This window comes from Novacetimonas maltaceti (genome assembly GCF_002906255.1).
GTDB lineage: Bacteria > Pseudomonadota > Alphaproteobacteria > Acetobacterales > Acetobacteraceae > Novacetimonas > Novacetimonas maltaceti.
In genome coordinates this window covers 20383-36452 of record NZ_POTC01000031.1, presented here as the reverse complement: position 1 = coordinate 36452, position 16070 = coordinate 20383, and the positions used below count along the sequence as shown (strand labels likewise).

At 61.4% G+C, this 16070-nt stretch carries 21 protein-coding genes; 3 read left to right on the top strand and 18 right to left on the bottom strand.

Going from position 1 to position 16070, the window contains the following annotated elements; genetic code table 11:
* Positions 1-425: 425 nt before the first annotated feature.
* Positions 426-875 (top strand): hypothetical protein, encoded by a 450-nt coding sequence (locus KMAL_RS11165; RefSeq protein WP_110095780.1) that lies wholly within the window; start codon positions 426-428, stop codon positions 873-875.
* Between the two features lie 18 nt (positions 876-893).
* On the opposite strand, the gene KMAL_RS11160 is transcribed toward KMAL_RS11165, so the two are convergent.
* Complete coding sequence (locus tag KMAL_RS11160; RefSeq protein ID WP_208624782.1) at positions 894-1679, bottom strand: hydroxyethylthiazole kinase; 786 nt, start codon at positions 1677-1679, stop codon at positions 894-896.
* Positions 1680-2013: 334 nt separating this feature from the next.
* Here KMAL_RS11160 and KMAL_RS11155 point away from each other — a divergent pair, with 334 nt between their 5' ends.
* On the top strand, positions 2014-2436 hold the full coding sequence (locus KMAL_RS11155; protein WP_338043497.1) for a hypothetical protein: 423 nt from the start codon (positions 2014-2016) through the stop codon (positions 2434-2436).
* 442 nt (positions 2437-2878) lie between these two features.
* Here KMAL_RS11155 and KMAL_RS16945 read toward each other — a convergent pair whose 3' ends face one another.
* Positions 2879-3031 carry a hypothetical protein gene (locus tag KMAL_RS16945; protein WP_167400146.1) on the bottom strand — a complete coding sequence of 51 codons (153 nt, stop codon included), beginning with the start codon at positions 3029-3031 and terminating at the stop codon, positions 2879-2881.
* A gap of 192 nt (positions 3032-3223) precedes the next feature.
* Entirely contained in the window at positions 3224-4846 is a 1623-nt protein-coding gene (locus KMAL_RS11150) for an ABC-F family ATP-binding cassette domain-containing protein (RefSeq protein WP_110095778.1), read from the bottom strand.
* A 161-nt stretch (positions 4847-5007) separates the two neighbouring features.
* Between KMAL_RS11150 and KMAL_RS11145 the strand changes: the two genes are divergently transcribed.
* On the top strand, positions 5008-5400 hold the full coding sequence (locus KMAL_RS11145; protein WP_110095777.1) for a hypothetical protein: 393 nt from the start codon (positions 5008-5010) through the stop codon (positions 5398-5400).
* Positions 5401-5422: 22 nt separating this feature from the next.
* Here KMAL_RS11145 and KMAL_RS11140 read toward each other — a convergent pair whose 3' ends face one another.
* The 15 genes from KMAL_RS11140 to KMAL_RS11070 all read right to left on the bottom strand — a co-directional run bounded on the left by KMAL_RS11140 (position 5423) and on the right by KMAL_RS11070 (position 15758).
* Complete coding sequence (locus KMAL_RS11140) at positions 5423-7228, bottom strand: ABC transporter ATP-binding protein (protein ID WP_110095776.1); 1806 nt, start codon at positions 7226-7228, stop codon at positions 5423-5425.
* An 8-nt stretch (positions 7229-7236) separates the two neighbouring features.
* Positions 7237-8346 carry a retroviral-like aspartic protease family protein gene (locus KMAL_RS11135; RefSeq protein WP_110095775.1) on the bottom strand — a complete coding sequence of 370 codons (1110 nt, stop codon included), beginning with the start codon at positions 8344-8346 and terminating at the stop codon, positions 7237-7239.
* A 427-nt stretch (positions 8347-8773) separates the two neighbouring features.
* Complete coding sequence (locus KMAL_RS11125; RefSeq protein ID WP_167400149.1) at positions 8774-9754, bottom strand: SDR family oxidoreductase; 981 nt, start codon at positions 9752-9754, stop codon at positions 8774-8776.
* A 433-nt stretch (positions 9755-10187) separates the two neighbouring features.
* Complete coding sequence (locus KMAL_RS11120; RefSeq protein ID WP_110095772.1) at positions 10188-10406, bottom strand: helix-turn-helix transcriptional regulator; 219 nt, start codon at positions 10404-10406, stop codon at positions 10188-10190.
* Positions 10399-10638: a hypothetical protein gene (locus KMAL_RS11115; protein ID WP_110095771.1), complete on the bottom strand. Its 240-nt coding sequence runs from the start codon at positions 10636-10638 to the stop codon at positions 10399-10401. Before KMAL_RS11115 ends, KMAL_RS11120 begins: the two co-directional genes overlap by 8 nt.
* On the bottom strand, positions 10631-11311 hold the full coding sequence (locus KMAL_RS11110) for a hypothetical protein (RefSeq protein ID WP_110095770.1): 681 nt from the start codon (positions 11309-11311) through the stop codon (positions 10631-10633). The genes KMAL_RS11115 and KMAL_RS11110 overlap by 8 nt, the downstream gene beginning before the upstream one ends.
* A gap of 2 nt (positions 11312-11313) precedes the next feature.
* The gene (locus KMAL_RS11105) at positions 11314-11994 is read right to left on the bottom strand and encodes a DUF2786 domain-containing protein (RefSeq protein ID WP_239020092.1); all 681 of its coding nucleotides are present in this window, start codon (positions 11992-11994) and stop codon (positions 11314-11316) included.
* On the bottom strand, positions 11991-12887 hold the full coding sequence (locus tag KMAL_RS11100) for a hypothetical protein (protein ID WP_110095768.1): 897 nt from the start codon (positions 12885-12887) through the stop codon (positions 11991-11993). Before KMAL_RS11100 ends, KMAL_RS11105 begins: the two co-directional genes overlap by 4 nt.
* Entirely contained in the window at positions 12884-13336 is a 453-nt protein-coding gene (locus KMAL_RS11095) for a hypothetical protein (protein ID WP_110095767.1), read from the bottom strand. The genes KMAL_RS11100 and KMAL_RS11095 overlap by 4 nt, the downstream gene beginning before the upstream one ends.
* Complete coding sequence (locus tag KMAL_RS17265) at positions 13333-13470, bottom strand: hypothetical protein (protein WP_167400148.1); 138 nt, start codon at positions 13468-13470, stop codon at positions 13333-13335. The genes KMAL_RS11095 and KMAL_RS17265 overlap by 4 nt, the downstream gene beginning before the upstream one ends.
* Positions 13467-14393 (bottom strand): hypothetical protein, encoded by a 927-nt coding sequence (locus tag KMAL_RS11090; RefSeq protein ID WP_146044204.1) that lies wholly within the window; start codon positions 14391-14393, stop codon positions 13467-13469. Before KMAL_RS11090 ends, KMAL_RS17265 begins: the two co-directional genes overlap by 4 nt.
* Complete coding sequence (locus KMAL_RS11085) at positions 14390-14728, bottom strand: hypothetical protein (RefSeq protein ID WP_110095765.1); 339 nt, start codon at positions 14726-14728, stop codon at positions 14390-14392. Before KMAL_RS11085 ends, KMAL_RS11090 begins: the two co-directional genes overlap by 4 nt.
* Positions 14725-15012: a hypothetical protein gene (locus KMAL_RS11080; RefSeq protein ID WP_110095764.1), complete on the bottom strand. Its 288-nt coding sequence runs from the start codon at positions 15010-15012 to the stop codon at positions 14725-14727. The genes KMAL_RS11085 and KMAL_RS11080 overlap by 4 nt, the downstream gene beginning before the upstream one ends.
* Entirely contained in the window at positions 15009-15296 is a 288-nt protein-coding gene (locus tag KMAL_RS11075; RefSeq protein WP_146044203.1) for a hypothetical protein, read from the bottom strand. The genes KMAL_RS11080 and KMAL_RS11075 overlap by 4 nt, the downstream gene beginning before the upstream one ends.
* A gap of 93 nt (positions 15297-15389) precedes the next feature.
* Complete coding sequence (locus KMAL_RS11070) at positions 15390-15758, bottom strand: helix-turn-helix domain-containing protein (RefSeq protein WP_110095762.1); 369 nt, start codon at positions 15756-15758, stop codon at positions 15390-15392.
* Between the last annotated feature and the right edge of the window lie 312 nt (positions 15759-16070).

Sequence of the window (16070 nt, the reverse complement as noted above, 5' to 3'; positions counted from 1 at the left end):
CTATTGTCAATGAACCCCGGTCACCTAAACCGTCAACCCAACCGGGCCAAACACTCTAGAAAACCAGGCCGCTAAACTCAAGAACTTTCTGCCCCCGAAGCGGTGAACGGGGATATAGGCCCCTCACCCACCACCGTCAATCCAAAAATGAAACTTTTTTGAAAAAAAGAACGGCCGCTTGAATCCAAATCGCAGTTTACCGCCACTTCTGGCAGGAAACTTTTTCACCGCCATTGTTTGGGAATACCAGACGAAACGATATAATATAACATTGAGTTGGCCAACAGGATAACTGCTATTATCAAAATCAGCGCAGACCCCTCCGAAGGCTGACCGTAATATGCCCAAACTGGAGGCGGCCTTCATGCGATTGCGCCATACCCGCCTCATTCCATGTTCCATTCAGGCAAGAGACGCATAAACCGATGCAACCTGCTCCCAAGGCACCATTCCTCACGCGGCTCAATGAACAGATAGCCGTCAAGATGACCTTCATATTCGGAAGCATCTGGTGCGTTTACGCCTTTTTTGTATTTTCCCTGATCCCGGTTGCCGCGCCGGCATGGCAGAATACCCTTCTATATATCAGTAACTGTATCCAGCTCGTCGCACTTCCGGCGCTTATGGTCGGGAATGCGGTCCTCAGCCGTGCCTCCGACCAGCGCGCGGCAGAAGACCACCAGGCGCTGGTCGAAATCCTCAATGATGTCCGGGCCGAGGTCGCAGCGCTGAAGACCATGACCAGCGGTATTGCCCAGAAAACGGACGAAGCGGCCAAACATCCCACTTCGGAAATGGTGTCGTTTGCCAATGAGGCCATCATCAACCTTGGCGAGGCCGAAGGAGCATCCCCTCCGGGCGGTCACCCCAAATAGGATGCAGCCATCCGGGTCCTATTGCAGGCCAGCCAGCACGGAGAGTTCATCAAGCAGTCCCACGCCGAACGAACCCGTGCCAACCGTCTTCACGCGCCCTGCGGCTTCAGCATAGGTCGCGTGGGCGGCACAGGCTGCTTCAGCGGCCGTATCACTGACGGGCAGGAACGCTGCGATCAGGGCACCGAGGGCACATCCCGCGCCCGTGACACGTGTCAGGCGGACATCCCCCCCCTTGATCGCAAAAATCGTGGCGCCCGATGCAATGTAATCCGTGGCGCCACTGACAGCCACGACCGCCCCGCTCTCGCTGGAGAGCGTCTGGATATGCCGCACCGCATCATGCGATCCATGAGCGGTTTCCACACCCCGCCCGCCGCCATCCGCCCCGGCAAGGGCCATCAGTTCGCTGGCGTTCCCCCGGATCACGGCGGGCGCGCAATCCAGCAACCGCATGACGATCCGGTCATATTCCGCGCTGCCCGCCCCGAAAGCCACGGGATCAAGCACCCATGGAACGCCCGCTTCATGCGCGCATGAAGCCACATGCACGATGTCATGCGATGATGTGGACATCAGCGCGGCGGTATTGATCCAGACTGCGGCCGCAGACCTGCCGAATGCCCCGGGCCAGCCGGGCGCGGTCCCGATGGCGGGTGCCGCCCCGATGGCCAGCAGCACATTGGCGCTCAGCGTCGCGGCCACGTAATTCGTCACGCCATATATGAAGGGCGCGCGCTGGCGTATCGCGGCCAGCCTGCCACGCACCATCGGGTCTCCCCATGACACTGTGATCATCGACATTGCGGCACTCCTTGCGCATATGTGCGGCCCGATACCCGCCCCGGCAGTCCGTCAGGCCAAAAACTTCATGAATTCATTGTCATATATCGTTTATTGCCGAGCGTGTGTGTGGATCGGCACTTGCCTTTTGGTGGCGATGGCACGACAAATAGGATACTCCCCGGTATTCGAGGCCGCGAGAGGGTATCGCACCTGTCGCGCGCCATGCCGGCCTGCCGCCGTATTTTTTCAGGAACATATTGTGCGTCCAGTCTTCTTCTGCATTCCAGCCCTCCTGCTGGCTGGCCTTGTTACCACACAGACCGCCCGGGCTGCTGACGCACTGGGACAACCCATGGCCAGGCTGTGCTTTTCGCTGAAATCCGTTGCCGTCGCGGGCGGGTATAGCTGGGGCAAGGGACGGCTGTTCTATGGAACGCATTCCTATCCCGTCAGGATCCGTGGCGGTGGCGCCGTGGGAATCGGGTATTCCCACATTCGTGGCGATGGCTCCGTCTATAACCTGACGCGCCTGCCGGACCTGAACGGGACCTACTGGGCGGTGAAGGCCGAAGCCACCATGGCACGCGGCGGCAACTGGGCGGTGATGGAAAACAACAACAACATCAACATCAAGGTGTCCGCCCATACCAGTGGCGCCCACCTTTCCGCGGCGGTGATGCGCCTTACCCTCAAGGTGGACCCGAACCAGGGGGACAACATGAGCGCGGAAGGCAAGTCCTGCAAGATGGCGCTGGCGCAGTATCACAACCACTAGGCTCCGCTTCCCCCGGAGTTTTCGGGCCTTCGCCCCGCTAATGACCGGGATGCGGCATCGCCAGCAGGCATGTCGGTCCATGGCGAATGCACGGTTCCTGTTTCCATAAGGTATCCATCTATGGATTCTGATGTCCCGTGATCGAACGCCCCTGAGCAGATTCCTTCGGCTATGACATCGCCGGGTCGGTCCACGCAGGCCCGACCGGTCACGCCGCGGTTTCGATAGGCGGTGCGGGTGCGGTCAGGCTGACACGGGTGCCTGCATCGTTGAGCCGGGAAGTCGGCGGCATCTGCTCCATTTCCATCCCGCACGACAACATGTCGGCACGTGTTAGCCGTTCCCGCCCCCTCCCTTCCCCCGACCGGTCAGGAACAGGGGGAAAGGATCGCCATGCAGGCCTGCCGGGCGAAGGCCGCTGAAACACGGCCCTTCGCTGTCTTCAGGACGGTTTTCCCGTTGCGATCCACAAGATAAGGCACGGCAGGAAGAAATAGGACACCACGCCAACCAGCAGCCAGGGCATCAGGTAGGACATGTCGGTATGCAGCACGAAACGGCAGACAAGGTTCCCCAGGCCGAGCATGGCAATCACACAGAAACACATCCCTGCATTCGCAAGAAGCGTACGGTCCTGGTTTAGTTCCTGAAGTTTCCGTAGCACTGCATCACTCCGTCTGGCTGCTGGTCCCACTGTTTCTAGTGGGTCAGGCACCGGTTATCCAGACCGCATCGCGCCTTTGTCCCATGCGTCGAAATCCCTGCCTCCAGCCACGGCGATGGGGCGTCAGACATGCAGTCCGGGTGCCTCGCGGCCGGTCCGGGCAACATATTCCGTATAGCCACCATCATAGCGATGGAGTCCTTCGGGCGTGAGTTCCAGGACGCGGTTGGAAAGCGCCGCCAGAAAATGACGGTCATGGGAGACAAAAAGCATCGTGCCATCGTAATCAGCCAGCGCCGCGATCAACATTTCCTTGGTGGCGATATCAAGATGGTTTGTAGGCTCGTCAAGCACCAGGAAATTCGGCGGGTCGAACAGCATCAGGGCCAGGACCAGACGGGCCTTTTCACCGCCGGACAGGACGCGGCACAGCTTGTCGATATCATCGCCGGAAAAGCCAAAGCTGCCCGCCAGTGACCGCAGCGCCCCCTGTGGGGCAAGCGGGAAGGCAGCGTTCAGGGTTTCGAAAATCGTGAGGTTGCCATCCAGAAGGTCCATGGCATGCTGCGCGAAATATCCCATCCTGACGCTACCGCCGAGGGTCACCGTGCCAGCGTCCGGTTCGGTCGTGCCGGCAACGAGTTTCAGCAGGGTGGATTTGCCAGCCCCGTTGATGCCGAGCACGCAGCAGCGTTCCTGCCGGCGGATCAGCAGGTCGAGGTCATGATAGATCACCCGGCTGCCATAGGCCTTGCACACGCCGCGCAGGTTGACGACCGCATCGCCTGAACGCGGCGCGGGCGGGAAGGTAAAGACAAGGGTCTGGCGGCGTTTCGGAGGTTCGATACGATCGATCTTGTCCAGTTTCTTGACCCTGCTCTGCACCTGCGCGGCATGGGACGCGCGGGCCTTGAAACGCTCGATGAAGGCGACTTCCTTCGCCAGCATGGCCTGCTGGCGGTCGAACTGCGCCTGCTGCTGCTTTGCGTTCAGGGCGCGCTGCTGTTCATAGAATTCATAATCGCCCGAAAAGCTTGACAATACGCCGCCGTCAATCTCGATCACCTTGTTGATGACCCGGTTCATGAAGGCACGGTCGTGCGAGGTCATCAGCAGCGCACCGTCATAGCCGGCCAGGAACTGCTCCAGCCAGATCAGGCTTTCGAGGTCAAGATGGTTGCTCGGTTCATCCAGCAGCATCACGTCCGGCTTCATCAGCAGGATGCGCGCCAGCGCCACGCGCATCTTCCATCCGCCGGACAGGCGGCCAACGTCTCCATCCATCATCTCCTGGCTGAAGCCCAGACCGTGCAGGACTTCACGCGCGCGCCCTTCGAGGGCATAGCCGCCCAGTTCCTCGAAACGGCTCTGCACCTCACCAAACCGTTCGAGAATGGCGTCCAGTTCGTCAAAGCGCTCCGGGTCCGCCATGGCCGCTTCCAGTTCCGACAGTTCGGCCCCGATCACGGCAACAGGCCCGGCGCCGTCCATCACCTCGGCAACCGCACTGCGGCCCGCCATTTCCCCCACGTCCTGATTGAAGAAACCCACGGTGATGCCACGTTCGGTCAGGACCTGCCCTTCATCGGGCTCCTCCTGCCCCGTGATCAGCCGGAACAATGTTGTCTTGCCTGCCCCGTTGGGTCCGACCAGCCCGATCTTCTCCCCTTTCTGGAGGGCCGCGGAGGCATCGACAAAGATCACGCGATGACCGTTATGCTTGCTGATGGTGTCGAGACGGATCATGGGGCCTCAGATGACAAAGGAAGGGGAAAGCCGGAGCGCCCTTATCGCGCAGCCCCAGGGCATCGTAAATAGCGGGGCGACACCACTGGCCCTGCCCCTGTATCGATGGGCGTCGATGGGATATGCTCCGGCTTTCATCCAAGCAGCAGCAGGCCATTTCCATGAGCGATACCCCCCGCCACCTGAATATCAGCAAGATACTGGGGGGCCGCCCCTCCCCCGATGGCAGCAGGGTCGTCCTGGAAGTCGAGGACACGGATGGCGAAAGGGTGCACCTGTCTGTGCCCCCTGCGCAGCTTGTCAACTGCCTGCCCCTGTTTGCCAAGCTGGCATCCGACTGTCAGGCCGTGGGCGGGGGGAAGCCCAACCCGGTCTATGACGTCACGCAATGGGAACTCGGCACGGACAGGACACGCAAGGAAGTCTTCCTGTCGCTGAACCTGCCACCGGGGGGCAGGCTGACCTTCCACCTCCCCTCCCCCGCGCCGCAGGGCATTTACGAAACGCTGGGGGAGATGCTTCAGGCGCAGGCGCGGATCTCCTCCACGCACTGAACATCGCGCCCCGCGCGCGACCTCAGGCAACCGGCATCGTGGTGTCCTGACGCATCAGGACATCGCGGTACAGGCCCGGCGTGTTTTCAAGTTCGGAAACACTGCCATCCTGAACGATGCGCCCATGGTCCATCACCACGATCCGGTCGAAACCCTGAAGGGTGGACAGGCGGTGGGCCACGGCAATGACGGTCCGCCCGGCCTGCAGGCGGTCCAGCGCGTCCTGCACGTGCTTTTCACTCTGGCTGTCCAGCGCGCTTGTCGCTTCGTCAAGGATCAGGATCGGGGCATTGCGCAGGAAGGCGCGCGCGATGGCAATTCGCTGGCGCTGCCCACCGGACAGCATGACACCGCGTTCGCCCACGATGGTATCGAACTGCTGTGGCATCGCCATGATGAAATCGAGGCATCCCGCAGCGGAGGCCGCGGCGATCACCTGCGCATCACTGGCCGTGTCGCACCCGTAGCGGATGTTGTCGCGCACGGAACGGCGCAGCAGCGCCACCTCCTGCGCGACGACGGCCATGCAGCCGCGCATGCTGCCTTCATCAAGGTCAAGGATATCGATCCCGTCGATCAGGATCTGCCCTTCCTGCAGGAAACGCTGCCGTTGCAGCAGGGCCAGCAGGGTGCTTTTTCCCGACCCCGACTGCCCCACCAGTCCGACGCGCGTGGCGGCGCGGATTTCAAGGCTGAAGTGCGACAGGACCGGCTTCCCCCCCGGATAGGCAAAGCACGCATCGCGTATGCTGACATGGCCATGGGCACGCTCCGGCAGGGTGCGCGACGGCAGCGGGTGGTTCGCGGTTTCATGCGGCAGGAGAAGTTTTTCCAGCGTCTCCGACAGGCGGGAGACATGCTGCACCGCCTCCACCAGCGCGAAGGCGAGGTCGCGGGTGCAGTTGAGAATGACGAACCCCAGCGTCGTCACCATGACCACATCGCCGATCGTGGCGCGATGCAGGTGCCACAGCACTACGACCCAGAGCAGCAGCCCACCCGTCATGAACATCGTCAGGCCGGCATGGAACATCCGCAGTTTTTCAAGGTAGCGCAGGGAACGGCGATGCAGCCCGGTCTCGTTGCGGATGCGCTGGCCCATGCGCAGGCATTCACGCGCGGTCATGCCATAGGCCCGCACCAGCGGCATGTTGTTGACGATATCCAGCATCTCGCCATCATTTTCCGCGGCCTGCGTCGCGTAGTCACGGTGCAGGCTGCGCCCCCTGGTGCCCAGCAGGAAGATCAGCAGCCCCGCCCCGACCGTCATGCCCACGATCGACAGCGCCATCCACGGACTGACGGTCACCAGCATCGCAATGGACATGAGGATGTTCAGCGCGGAAGGCAGCAGCGTCCACGCCGTCAGGTTTTCAAGGCTGAAGACCGCGTTCGCCGCCGTGGAAATCCGCGCGGACAGGGCGCCGGACATGCGTTCGGCGAAATAGGCGGCGGAATGTCCGCTCAGGTAGCGGAACAGGTCGCGGCGGATATCGCCCCCGACCTGCACGAACAGGCCCGATGCCATCCATCCCGCCACCCGCCATGCACAGCCATCAATGAAGATGACCACGCAGAACACCCCGACCATGGACCACACCACCGCCATGTCCGGCCGGGGGGATGCGGCCATCGCATTGACCAGGTGGCGGATGATGTAGGACGTGCTGACCCCGCATCCCATCGCCAGCGTCACCATCGCCATGACCAGCAGGTGCGCCCAGAGGTGACGGCGGACATACCACGCCATGAACCGGGCCGGGTCATGGCGCAGTCCGGGCATCACCCCATCAGGGATGGTCACGTCGCAAGGTTGCCTCTTGTCCATATATGTCCCTATCGGGTCGTGCCATCCGTTTCGTGGACGGTGGCCGTCGCCAGATGCGTTGCAAGCGCGCTCGGGATTCGCGGATCCCTGTCCCTGCTCGCTGATGGTGGCGTCAGGTACAGCACGCCTTGCGGAAAGGCCATCAGAACCCGCCTGTTGCGCAGGAAATCCATGCCCAGAAGGTTGTATTTCGCCTTTTCCACATTCACGTCCAGGGAACGGTCCTTCCACTCCCCGATCGTCACATTGTCGAAATGGTGCCGGTGCCCGACAAGGACACGCCCCACCACGGTCCGCACATGCGGGTCATCATGCAGCGTGGCGCGGGTCAGCCCCATCGTGCGCGCATCCTTCTGACGGACGACCGATGCGTTGGACCCCGGCTCCACCTCCAGCCGCAGGGGAACGTCCCCGACCTTCAGTTCCACCCCCGTCAGCACGCCCCGGGCGTTGGGAAGCAGCGTGACCGGCGTCACCCCCGCCCCCAGCCATTGCGGCATGGCGGTGCAGCCCGGCGCATCCGACAGGCGGAAAAGGATCATCCGCTTCGCCACGAAATCAAGCAGCACGTCATAATTGCTCAGCACGCTGTAGCCAATGATGCCCAGCACCGGCTGGTCATTTATGGTCTCCAGCCTGTCCCCGACCGCGATGGCAGGCACATTTTCGGCCACCCCCTGCGCAATATGGAGGGATTTGATCGTGGTTGCGAAGGAATAGCTCTGCCCGGCAATGGTCTGGAGCTGGAACGTCTTGCCAATGGGGTAATCCATGGCAGGGTCCGCGAATACCCCGATGTCTTCCTGCGTGAAGCTGACATAGGCCAGGCCGGATTTGCCATTGATCACCACGGGAATGACCGGGCTGCCGCTATGGGACATCAGCGGCACGCTCATCACATGGGCCACGCAACGTGCGGGCAGCACATTGTCGATCATGTCCTCGGCCCGGGCAGGCGCATGTCCCCACACCAGAAGGGAGCATGCGGCAAGCACGCCCCCCGCCCCACGCCACCACGCCCGCCGCCCGTCGCGTTCAGATGTGGCCGGATTCCCTGAGACGGAAGGATGCGACGACAGGGAATCGCGGCCCGAACGGGAGGAATGTCTGGGGGGCATGCTGCACGACGGGACTTTGCTGCGTTTGGAAACCGCCCGAGCCTAGCACGAAATCCACGCGGTGGCAGGTCATGAAATCCCCCGCCAGCCTCCCCGTCCCGTCATCCGCTTCCTTAGCCGGCACGGCCCGACGCATGGATGGGAAGGCACTGCCTGCCCCCGTCGTGCCCCTGATGCCGGTGCGCGGACACAGGCAGCCCTGCCCCACACCTAGGCGCCGTCATCACGACCGGGACGGGCGAGGCAGGGAGCGCGTAGGCATTGTTGATGCCCCCGGCGAAAAAGAATCCCAGCGCGCTGAGTGCCATGCATCTCATCTCGTGCTCCCCTGCCTGAAATGACGGTATGTCCCTCCAACGCCCGATTTCGGGAATCGTTCATACCCGGCAGCAGAAATACGAACCCGCGCGGCACACGGGAATGGCGCTCAGTGCCTCATGCGCAATACCTTCCTTATCCGCATGGAGATTTCCTGACGCAGCCCCAGCAGCCAGACCTGAAGGCTCCATCCCCGCGCCTGGTGGTTGAATGGCCCCCTGCCGCCCCGCACGCGATCGGACGGCTGGAACAGGGTCGGTTCGCACAGTTCGATGGCGCGATGGTCACGCGTCAACTGCCGTTCCATGCCCAACTGGCTGACGCACCATCCGATGACGCCGGGCATGAAGCGCGTGGCAAGGGAGAAGAGTTCGGTCGTGCCGGTGATGAACAGTTCGGAATGATTGCTGCGGGCGGCAAGCCAGATCCCTTCCGCCGCGACCTCCGGCTGGTAGATCGGCTTGGCCGGGCGTGCGGGCCATCCCATGTGACTCAGCGCATGGCTGAAAAAGGGCGTGTTCATTGCCGCAGGGAAAACGGCGCATATGCGCACAGGGCTTTTTTCAAGGCGCAGTTCCCCGCGGATCGCCTGCGTAAAGGCGCGCACGGCCCCCTTTGCCCCGGCATAGGACGACAGCAGCGGCACACCGTGGAAGGCAATGGCGGAACAGACATTGACGATACACCCCTGTCCACGCGGGCGCATGTGCCGCAGGGCGATCCGCGTCCCGTTGACCGTGCCATGGTAGGTGACATCGGTCACGCGCTGGAATTCGTTTTCACGCACATCGTCAAAACGTCCGTAAATGCCGGTGCCCGCGCAGTTGATCCAGACGTCAACCGGCCCCAACTGCGCGATGATGCTCTCTGCCGCCGCCGCCAGCGCGGCAGCATCCGTCACGTCGGCTTCCACGGTGGCGGCGCATCCGCCCTGTTCACGCACGTCCTGCGCCGTTGCCTGCATCGCGGCGGCACCACGGGCGATGATGCCGACTTTCCAGCCATGGGAGGCGAAAAGCCGGGCCGTGCATCGGCCGATTCCTGATGAACCGCCGGTAATGATGACAACTTTTTCTCTAGAATCGTGCAATTTACCAACCTTGACGCGTTTTACAGACGGGACCGGAAAAAATTGTCCCGCCAGACATGGTCATACCTGAAGGACAGGCACAACGTGCCCCGTCCCGGCATCCACATGTCACCATTCACAGGAAAATAAAGTGAAAATATGACCCCGGCACTTTCCATCGCCCCCGGAAGTCGGACAGCGTACCGGTCGGACCCTCGCATGATGCACGCGGCCCACGCTTCACGCCCGTCATACGCCATCTGGCTGGACGGAACGAAAAACGGCACAGACGACCGGGATACCGGCATCGTGCATCGGATTGATTGTGTTTTGGGGAAAGTTGGCGGAGGGGATGTCCGCCAATCTAAATAGTTATCGTGTTGTTTTATATCTGTTTTTTCAAAACAGTTATAAACACATACCCCTTTAGATACCCCCATTCGGTTTCCGTGGGTTAGGCCGCCATACTCAGTTCACGCCGTCGGTCGATCCACTGCTGCACCTCGGTTTCATTCCACCTGACGCAGTTAGGACCCAAGCGGATCGGCAAGGGGAACCCCGAATCATCGATTCGGCGGTAAAGGGTCCGGATCGTGACCCGCAAGCGCGACGCGACCTCTTTTGCTGTTAGCAACTGATCCAAGTTTGGCCCTCCTGTCGATTCTTCAGTCATTCCCCTTACTCCCCTCATCCATCTTCCTGCTCTCCACCCAGGCAGACGATCCACGCGCCAGCGCGACCTTGCGCCCGTCGCGCACCACGGTGCTGCCCCGGAATGCGATCCGGCAGGGGCCACCGTCCTCTTTCACGAGTCCAATAAACTGACCATTTCCCATGCCATGGATCTCGACGTCGTAAACCTCCCGACCGAACGACAGGCCGCGAAATAGAACCGACTCAGCCATTGCCGTTCTCCGCGTTCATGGCTGCGTCAATCGCAGAGCGTACGATGCCGAGCAGCTCCTTGGCCGTGACTCGCATCATTTCCGGATCCCCATCCGGTGATGTGCGATCAGGTAATTCGGCAACAGCCTGCACGACATCGAATGGCACAGCATAAAGATCCGCGCGTTCTATTTCGCGACCTCGCGGCTCGCCTTCCTGAATGGCCGCGTTTAACATCATGTGATCTTCATCATCAGTAAGGGCATGGATTTCTGCACAGGCACGTTTCATCGCCCAATATGTGCTGTTTAGATGGGCGGACGTGTTGGCGGCATCGGTTGTTGGCGTCAGTTCTTCGCAGCGACGAGCACATCGCTCCCGCTCATTCTTCCGTATCTGCGTAACCAGCGCTTCCATATCCGAGCGGAACACCAGATCATCATAATTGCGGCGGTCATACGGGACGTTGACGGTGACGTCCCGGCATACGGTCGGTATCCCTTTGGACGCCTTCGTCATCCATGCAACGGATTGCACATCCGCGCGCGACTGGACGGGACTACCCACAATTTTGACCATGCGCGCGAACATGTCGGCGGGACCGAGAATGGGGGCACCGAGCACTTCACACCGAATGGCTGTCTCCTGGTCGGGTGTCAGTTTCCCCGGCACGACAAAATGAGTGACGTCCATCGTCATCCCCTCCCCAGCGCCAGAGGCTGCTGACCGGCGCGCATCGGGGTGTGCAACTGGGCGGATTGCCCGGCTATGGCGCCAGACATGAAGGCACCGCCAGATCCGCGCACATCGCGCGCCTCGCGTGTTTTTACCGTGTCCATTTTCCCGCATTCCCGCGCGGCCCATGTCTCGATCAGCTGCATTTCCGTAGCCGGGATGGACAGGGCCTGCGCCTTGGATCGCACCACATAGATCCACCCTTCGGCAAAACTGTCGGCACGGGCGATCTTGGTGGTCCGCTTGATCCGTTTGTTCTGGTTCCGCAGGAAGTCGGCCCGCGCCTCGCGCAGCTGACGTCCCAAGACCGCGTGCGTGTAGGCCGCAGGCTCTGCACGCTCGATCCTGCCGTAGAACCTGAACGCCCCTTCCCCCACCACAAACATTGCGCGCACGCCGAACGTCCGGCAGATCATGCCAGCGAGGAGCCCCTGCCATTGCGCGGGCCTCAATTTCGCCATGCCAGGCAGATGGCTGCGGAACGCGCCGATGCCGGACAGTTCCAGATCGTCCTCGCCGATGGCATGTTCGCGCATCAGCTGCTGCGCGCGCTCCAGGGCGACGGCCGCCTCGTGCGGGTTGCCCGATTTGGACAGCGCCAGCAGTTTCCTGATGCGCGCCATGACGTTTTTCTGGCTCATGCCGCGCACTCCCCGGCATCTACCAGGCCAGCCTCGATGATTTTGCGGCAGGCGAACTGGACGGCCCCGATCTGTCGCCGCTGCGAATAGGTGTAATCGTAGGTTTCCTCCACGCTACCCTCGCACAGGCAGGTCAGATCGGCTCTGCCGGGGTCAGTGAGACGGCGCTCCAGTTCATCCTTGATGCTCCAGCGCCCCATATGTGTGGTGACCATGGACGGCGGGTCATATTGCGGCAGCCCGCTCCAGTCGCGACCGTATGTATCCCGCCACAGACTCAACCAGCGATCCCAGCACGGCTCGTAACTGTAGAACCGGCTGACATCGGGTTTGTCGAACCACATGGACGTGACCGCATCCTCGGGAACCTGCAGGGTAAACCTGCGCGGATCCGTCTCCTCCAGGCCGGTGCGGCAATCGTCCCGCGTGCCTGCCGCGACCGCGCGGCGGTAGTCCTGGCAGGCGTGGCGATAACCGTCGCGCAGTTTCGTGCAGATGACCTCGTACCGTTTGCGGCCATCTTTTTCGACCAGGACGTCGCGCCGTCTCTCGGTGCCGTTCAGTTCCTCGATGACGGGCGCGTTCGCCCAGGCGATAATTTCCTCCAGCGTGCGTGCCTCGTCATAGGACCGGCGCTCCCCTGTTTTCTCCATCAGGTATTCGAACTCGGCGTCGACCGCCCATGTGATGGCACCCGCAAACGTCGCGCATGCGGGGAAACAGGTCAGGGTGATATCGCCGAAATCACCGGATAGGATCAGTTTCCCGCGTATCCACGTCAGGTTGAACCAGTAGGCCGATCCGCCGGATGGTTTCCGGAAATGGAACGTCCGGGCCTCGGCTTCCGTCATCAGGTGATCGGCGATTTCGGGTGGTGTCTGCAGGCGGGTCATACCGGCTCCCCCATCATTTCCTGCAACAGCGTGCGTGTATCAGTCCGATCGATCTGATCGGTGGTGGCGAATGTCAGCAGTGGCCAATATTCCTGCGCGTCCTGCCTTGGCAGCAGCGGCCAGCGTTCGTTCAGGGCGATGGCGTCAGGCAGCGACATCAACACCAGGCGGTAACGACGCGCGTAGGCGCCCTGATATCGGGTTATGGTCCCGTCACGGCACAGCATGTCGGAACCGGTCAGGTGCCGGATCACGTCAACCACCACGCCGGTCCACCGGGGCGTGGCGTAGACATAGGTTTCGTCCATCGGGATATCACTGACCAGCCGCCGCCAGTGCGCGGGGCGCGGCGGTAGCAGCTGGCGCACATGGTCCGGCACTGTTACGGCCGGGGCCGGGCACAGCGATGCGATATATTCGACAAGGTCGAGTTGCTGTGCCGCGATCATGGCAGGCACCCGACGAACAGCAGCACCAGGGCACCCCAGATCAGGGAAAACAGCAGGGCGTAGGCCACGACCTCCTCGGCCGTTGGCAGGCGGTCGCGCAGGCGTTCGACCTGCCGGTCGGACAGCGGGGTCATGGCGTGGCCTCCTGCGCCTGGGCAGGTGCCTTGGTCTTCTCCATCGCCCGCAAAGCCCATGCAGGGATCTGCGGATCGCTTACCGGGTTTCTGGCTGTAGCAACGATAATCAGCAGATCATCCCGCTGCCTCGGAATATAGGTGATCTGCTCTCCCGTTGAGCGGATATCCCATACCAGCGTTTCATGCTCGGGATCGGCAGCGGCCATGGCTGCCGCCACGACAGTCTGGGTGACGCTGGTAACGGCGCAGGGCTTCTGCGATGTCCCCTTTATGCCGAACTTCGGCATAAAGCCACGCCAGTCGAAAGGAGCCTCTCTCCGGTCTCCGCCGCGCCAGTGGTCTGTTTCCAGCCCCTTGGCATACAGTGCGCCGCCGTTATCCGGCTCGGCCTGTTCCGGCTGCCCCTGTGGCATGACGATCATGGACACGCCAGCGCACACAACGTCTCCCGGGAGCGCATAGTCTGGCACAGGCGCGACCGGAATATCCTCCCCCTCAAACCAGAGTTCAAAGGGTGCGGGCGGATTGCAGGCATCCATCGCGGCCTTGCTCATCACGACACGACATCCGTCAGCTGTCACGCTCCCGGTGCGGTCATGCGCAATCAGCATTACCCGATTGTTGGTCGCGAACAGGGAAACGCCACCATCCGGGTGCGGCAGTACGGTGATGCCACAATACCTGGTATCCCATGGTGCCGGGTCCAGCACGGCGCGCAGAAAAGGCACGTAGCGGGCGGAGAAACATGCGGCGCTGCCATGCGGATCCGACGGTGGCGGGTAACCTGCCAGCAGAGCGCGCGCAGCATCCAGATTCAGGACGACTTTGTAATCGGCGTCTGCGCCGTCGTCGGCGTCATGTTCGCGGACTACAGCTGCCAGTGCGCGGCGTGCGCCCATATAAAGATTGCGGCGACTCATGACTGCGCCTCCCCGCTATCTGCGGACGCCGTTTCCGTTTTCGTCTCCGGCTTCGGATGCCTGATGGCCATAAGATACGGGGTCAGGTGCGGACTCGTAGCCTCGGACATGTCGACGCCAAGATCCGTCAGTTCGACAACAAGCCCTGCTGCCTTCCTGCCCAAAATGGGTAGGACATCAGATCCCGACAGTTCGGCGATAACGCCGCGGGAACCGTACGGCGACTTGAGCGGAAAACGGTTATGCGGCGACTGGGCGACCTCGTCGAACGCCTGCATGGTGCAGTTGAGTATGTCGCGCAGGGCCTGCACTTTTTCCAGATCTTTCAGTCTCATGACCGGACTTTCCCGCCTTTGCGACGTTCCCAGTTCTGGGCCTCGATCTCCGGGCCTTCCACATGGAACGCCGCCATGACCAAGTCCTCCAGATCCCGCAGGCGGGCGTCGGCCTGACGGGCGTGGGAGCGTGCGACACCAGGCTGCCCCGCCGCACGCCGATCCCTGACCGTCAGGAAGAACGTACGGAACTGGGAATGCAGGTTGAGCGCGGCAGCCTGTAGCGTTGGCGACAGGCGTTCGACCAGATCCTTTGCGGGCACGGGCGTGAAATCGTGGGTCATGCCGCACCTCGCCCGGTCAGGAGCAGGCGGCCGGCGACGTGACGCCTCGCGAAGCGGGCGAGCTGTGCCTCCTCCTCGACGATCATGCTTTCGAGGTGGGCCATGGCCGCGCGGATGGCGCGGCGTTCGGACATCAGCAGGACAATGCCGTCGCATGCCTGCTGCGGCAGGACGCTGCGCAATGCGTGGGCGGCGGCCTGTCGGTGGTTGGCGGCAGCCTGCAGGGCATCGGGGCGCACTGGCGACGCGCCGGAGCCTCTGGGATTGAGAATAGCGATCGACACGAAAAAACCTCCATCGCGGGTGGCGATGGAGAAAACTAAACACCGTTTAGTTTTACAGGCAAGAGAAAGCTAAACGTAGATTAGCCTATATGTTCACGTTTCCGTGATTGCTTTGATTAAGGCCTTAAACGCGTCCAAAGCTTTTTCTTGCTTTTCAGGAGGAAGCGATCTGATCGCCTCTAACGCCTCCAGTTCGACATCTGTATGAGCTTTTTTCCGTTCTTCGGGAATATCACCTGTTAAAAGAAATGACATTGTCACGCCTGTAATATCTGCGATCTTGCCCAAGAGTTCGGTCGAAATGCGTGATCGACCTTTTTCATAGGCAAGAATCATCACCCCGGTGATGCCCAGCAGACTACCTACTGTTTCTTGGGAAAGACCCTTTGCTTTCCGGGCATCGCGGATGCGGGTGCCGATCGCAACTGCATCCGGGCTCACAGGCTTGCGTGTCTTTGACATGGGTTAAGGCGATGCCAGACCCGCGCATGATGCACCACTAAACGCGCTTGCATATAAAACTAAACATGGTTTAGTTCTGTAACTCATGAGAGACACGATCCTTTCCGAAGCCCTGTCACGTAAGGGTGCTGTGAAGCGCATCTCTGCTTTATGCGGCGTCACGCCGGGAGCAGTATGCCAATGGAATCGTGTTCCTAAACGGCATGTGGAAACGATTGCGAGACATCTTGGTGTTAGCCCGAGCGACATCCGGCCAGACATTTTTGGTGTGTCATCATTCCAATCCAAAACGGTCTCCAGTCAGGGCGAACA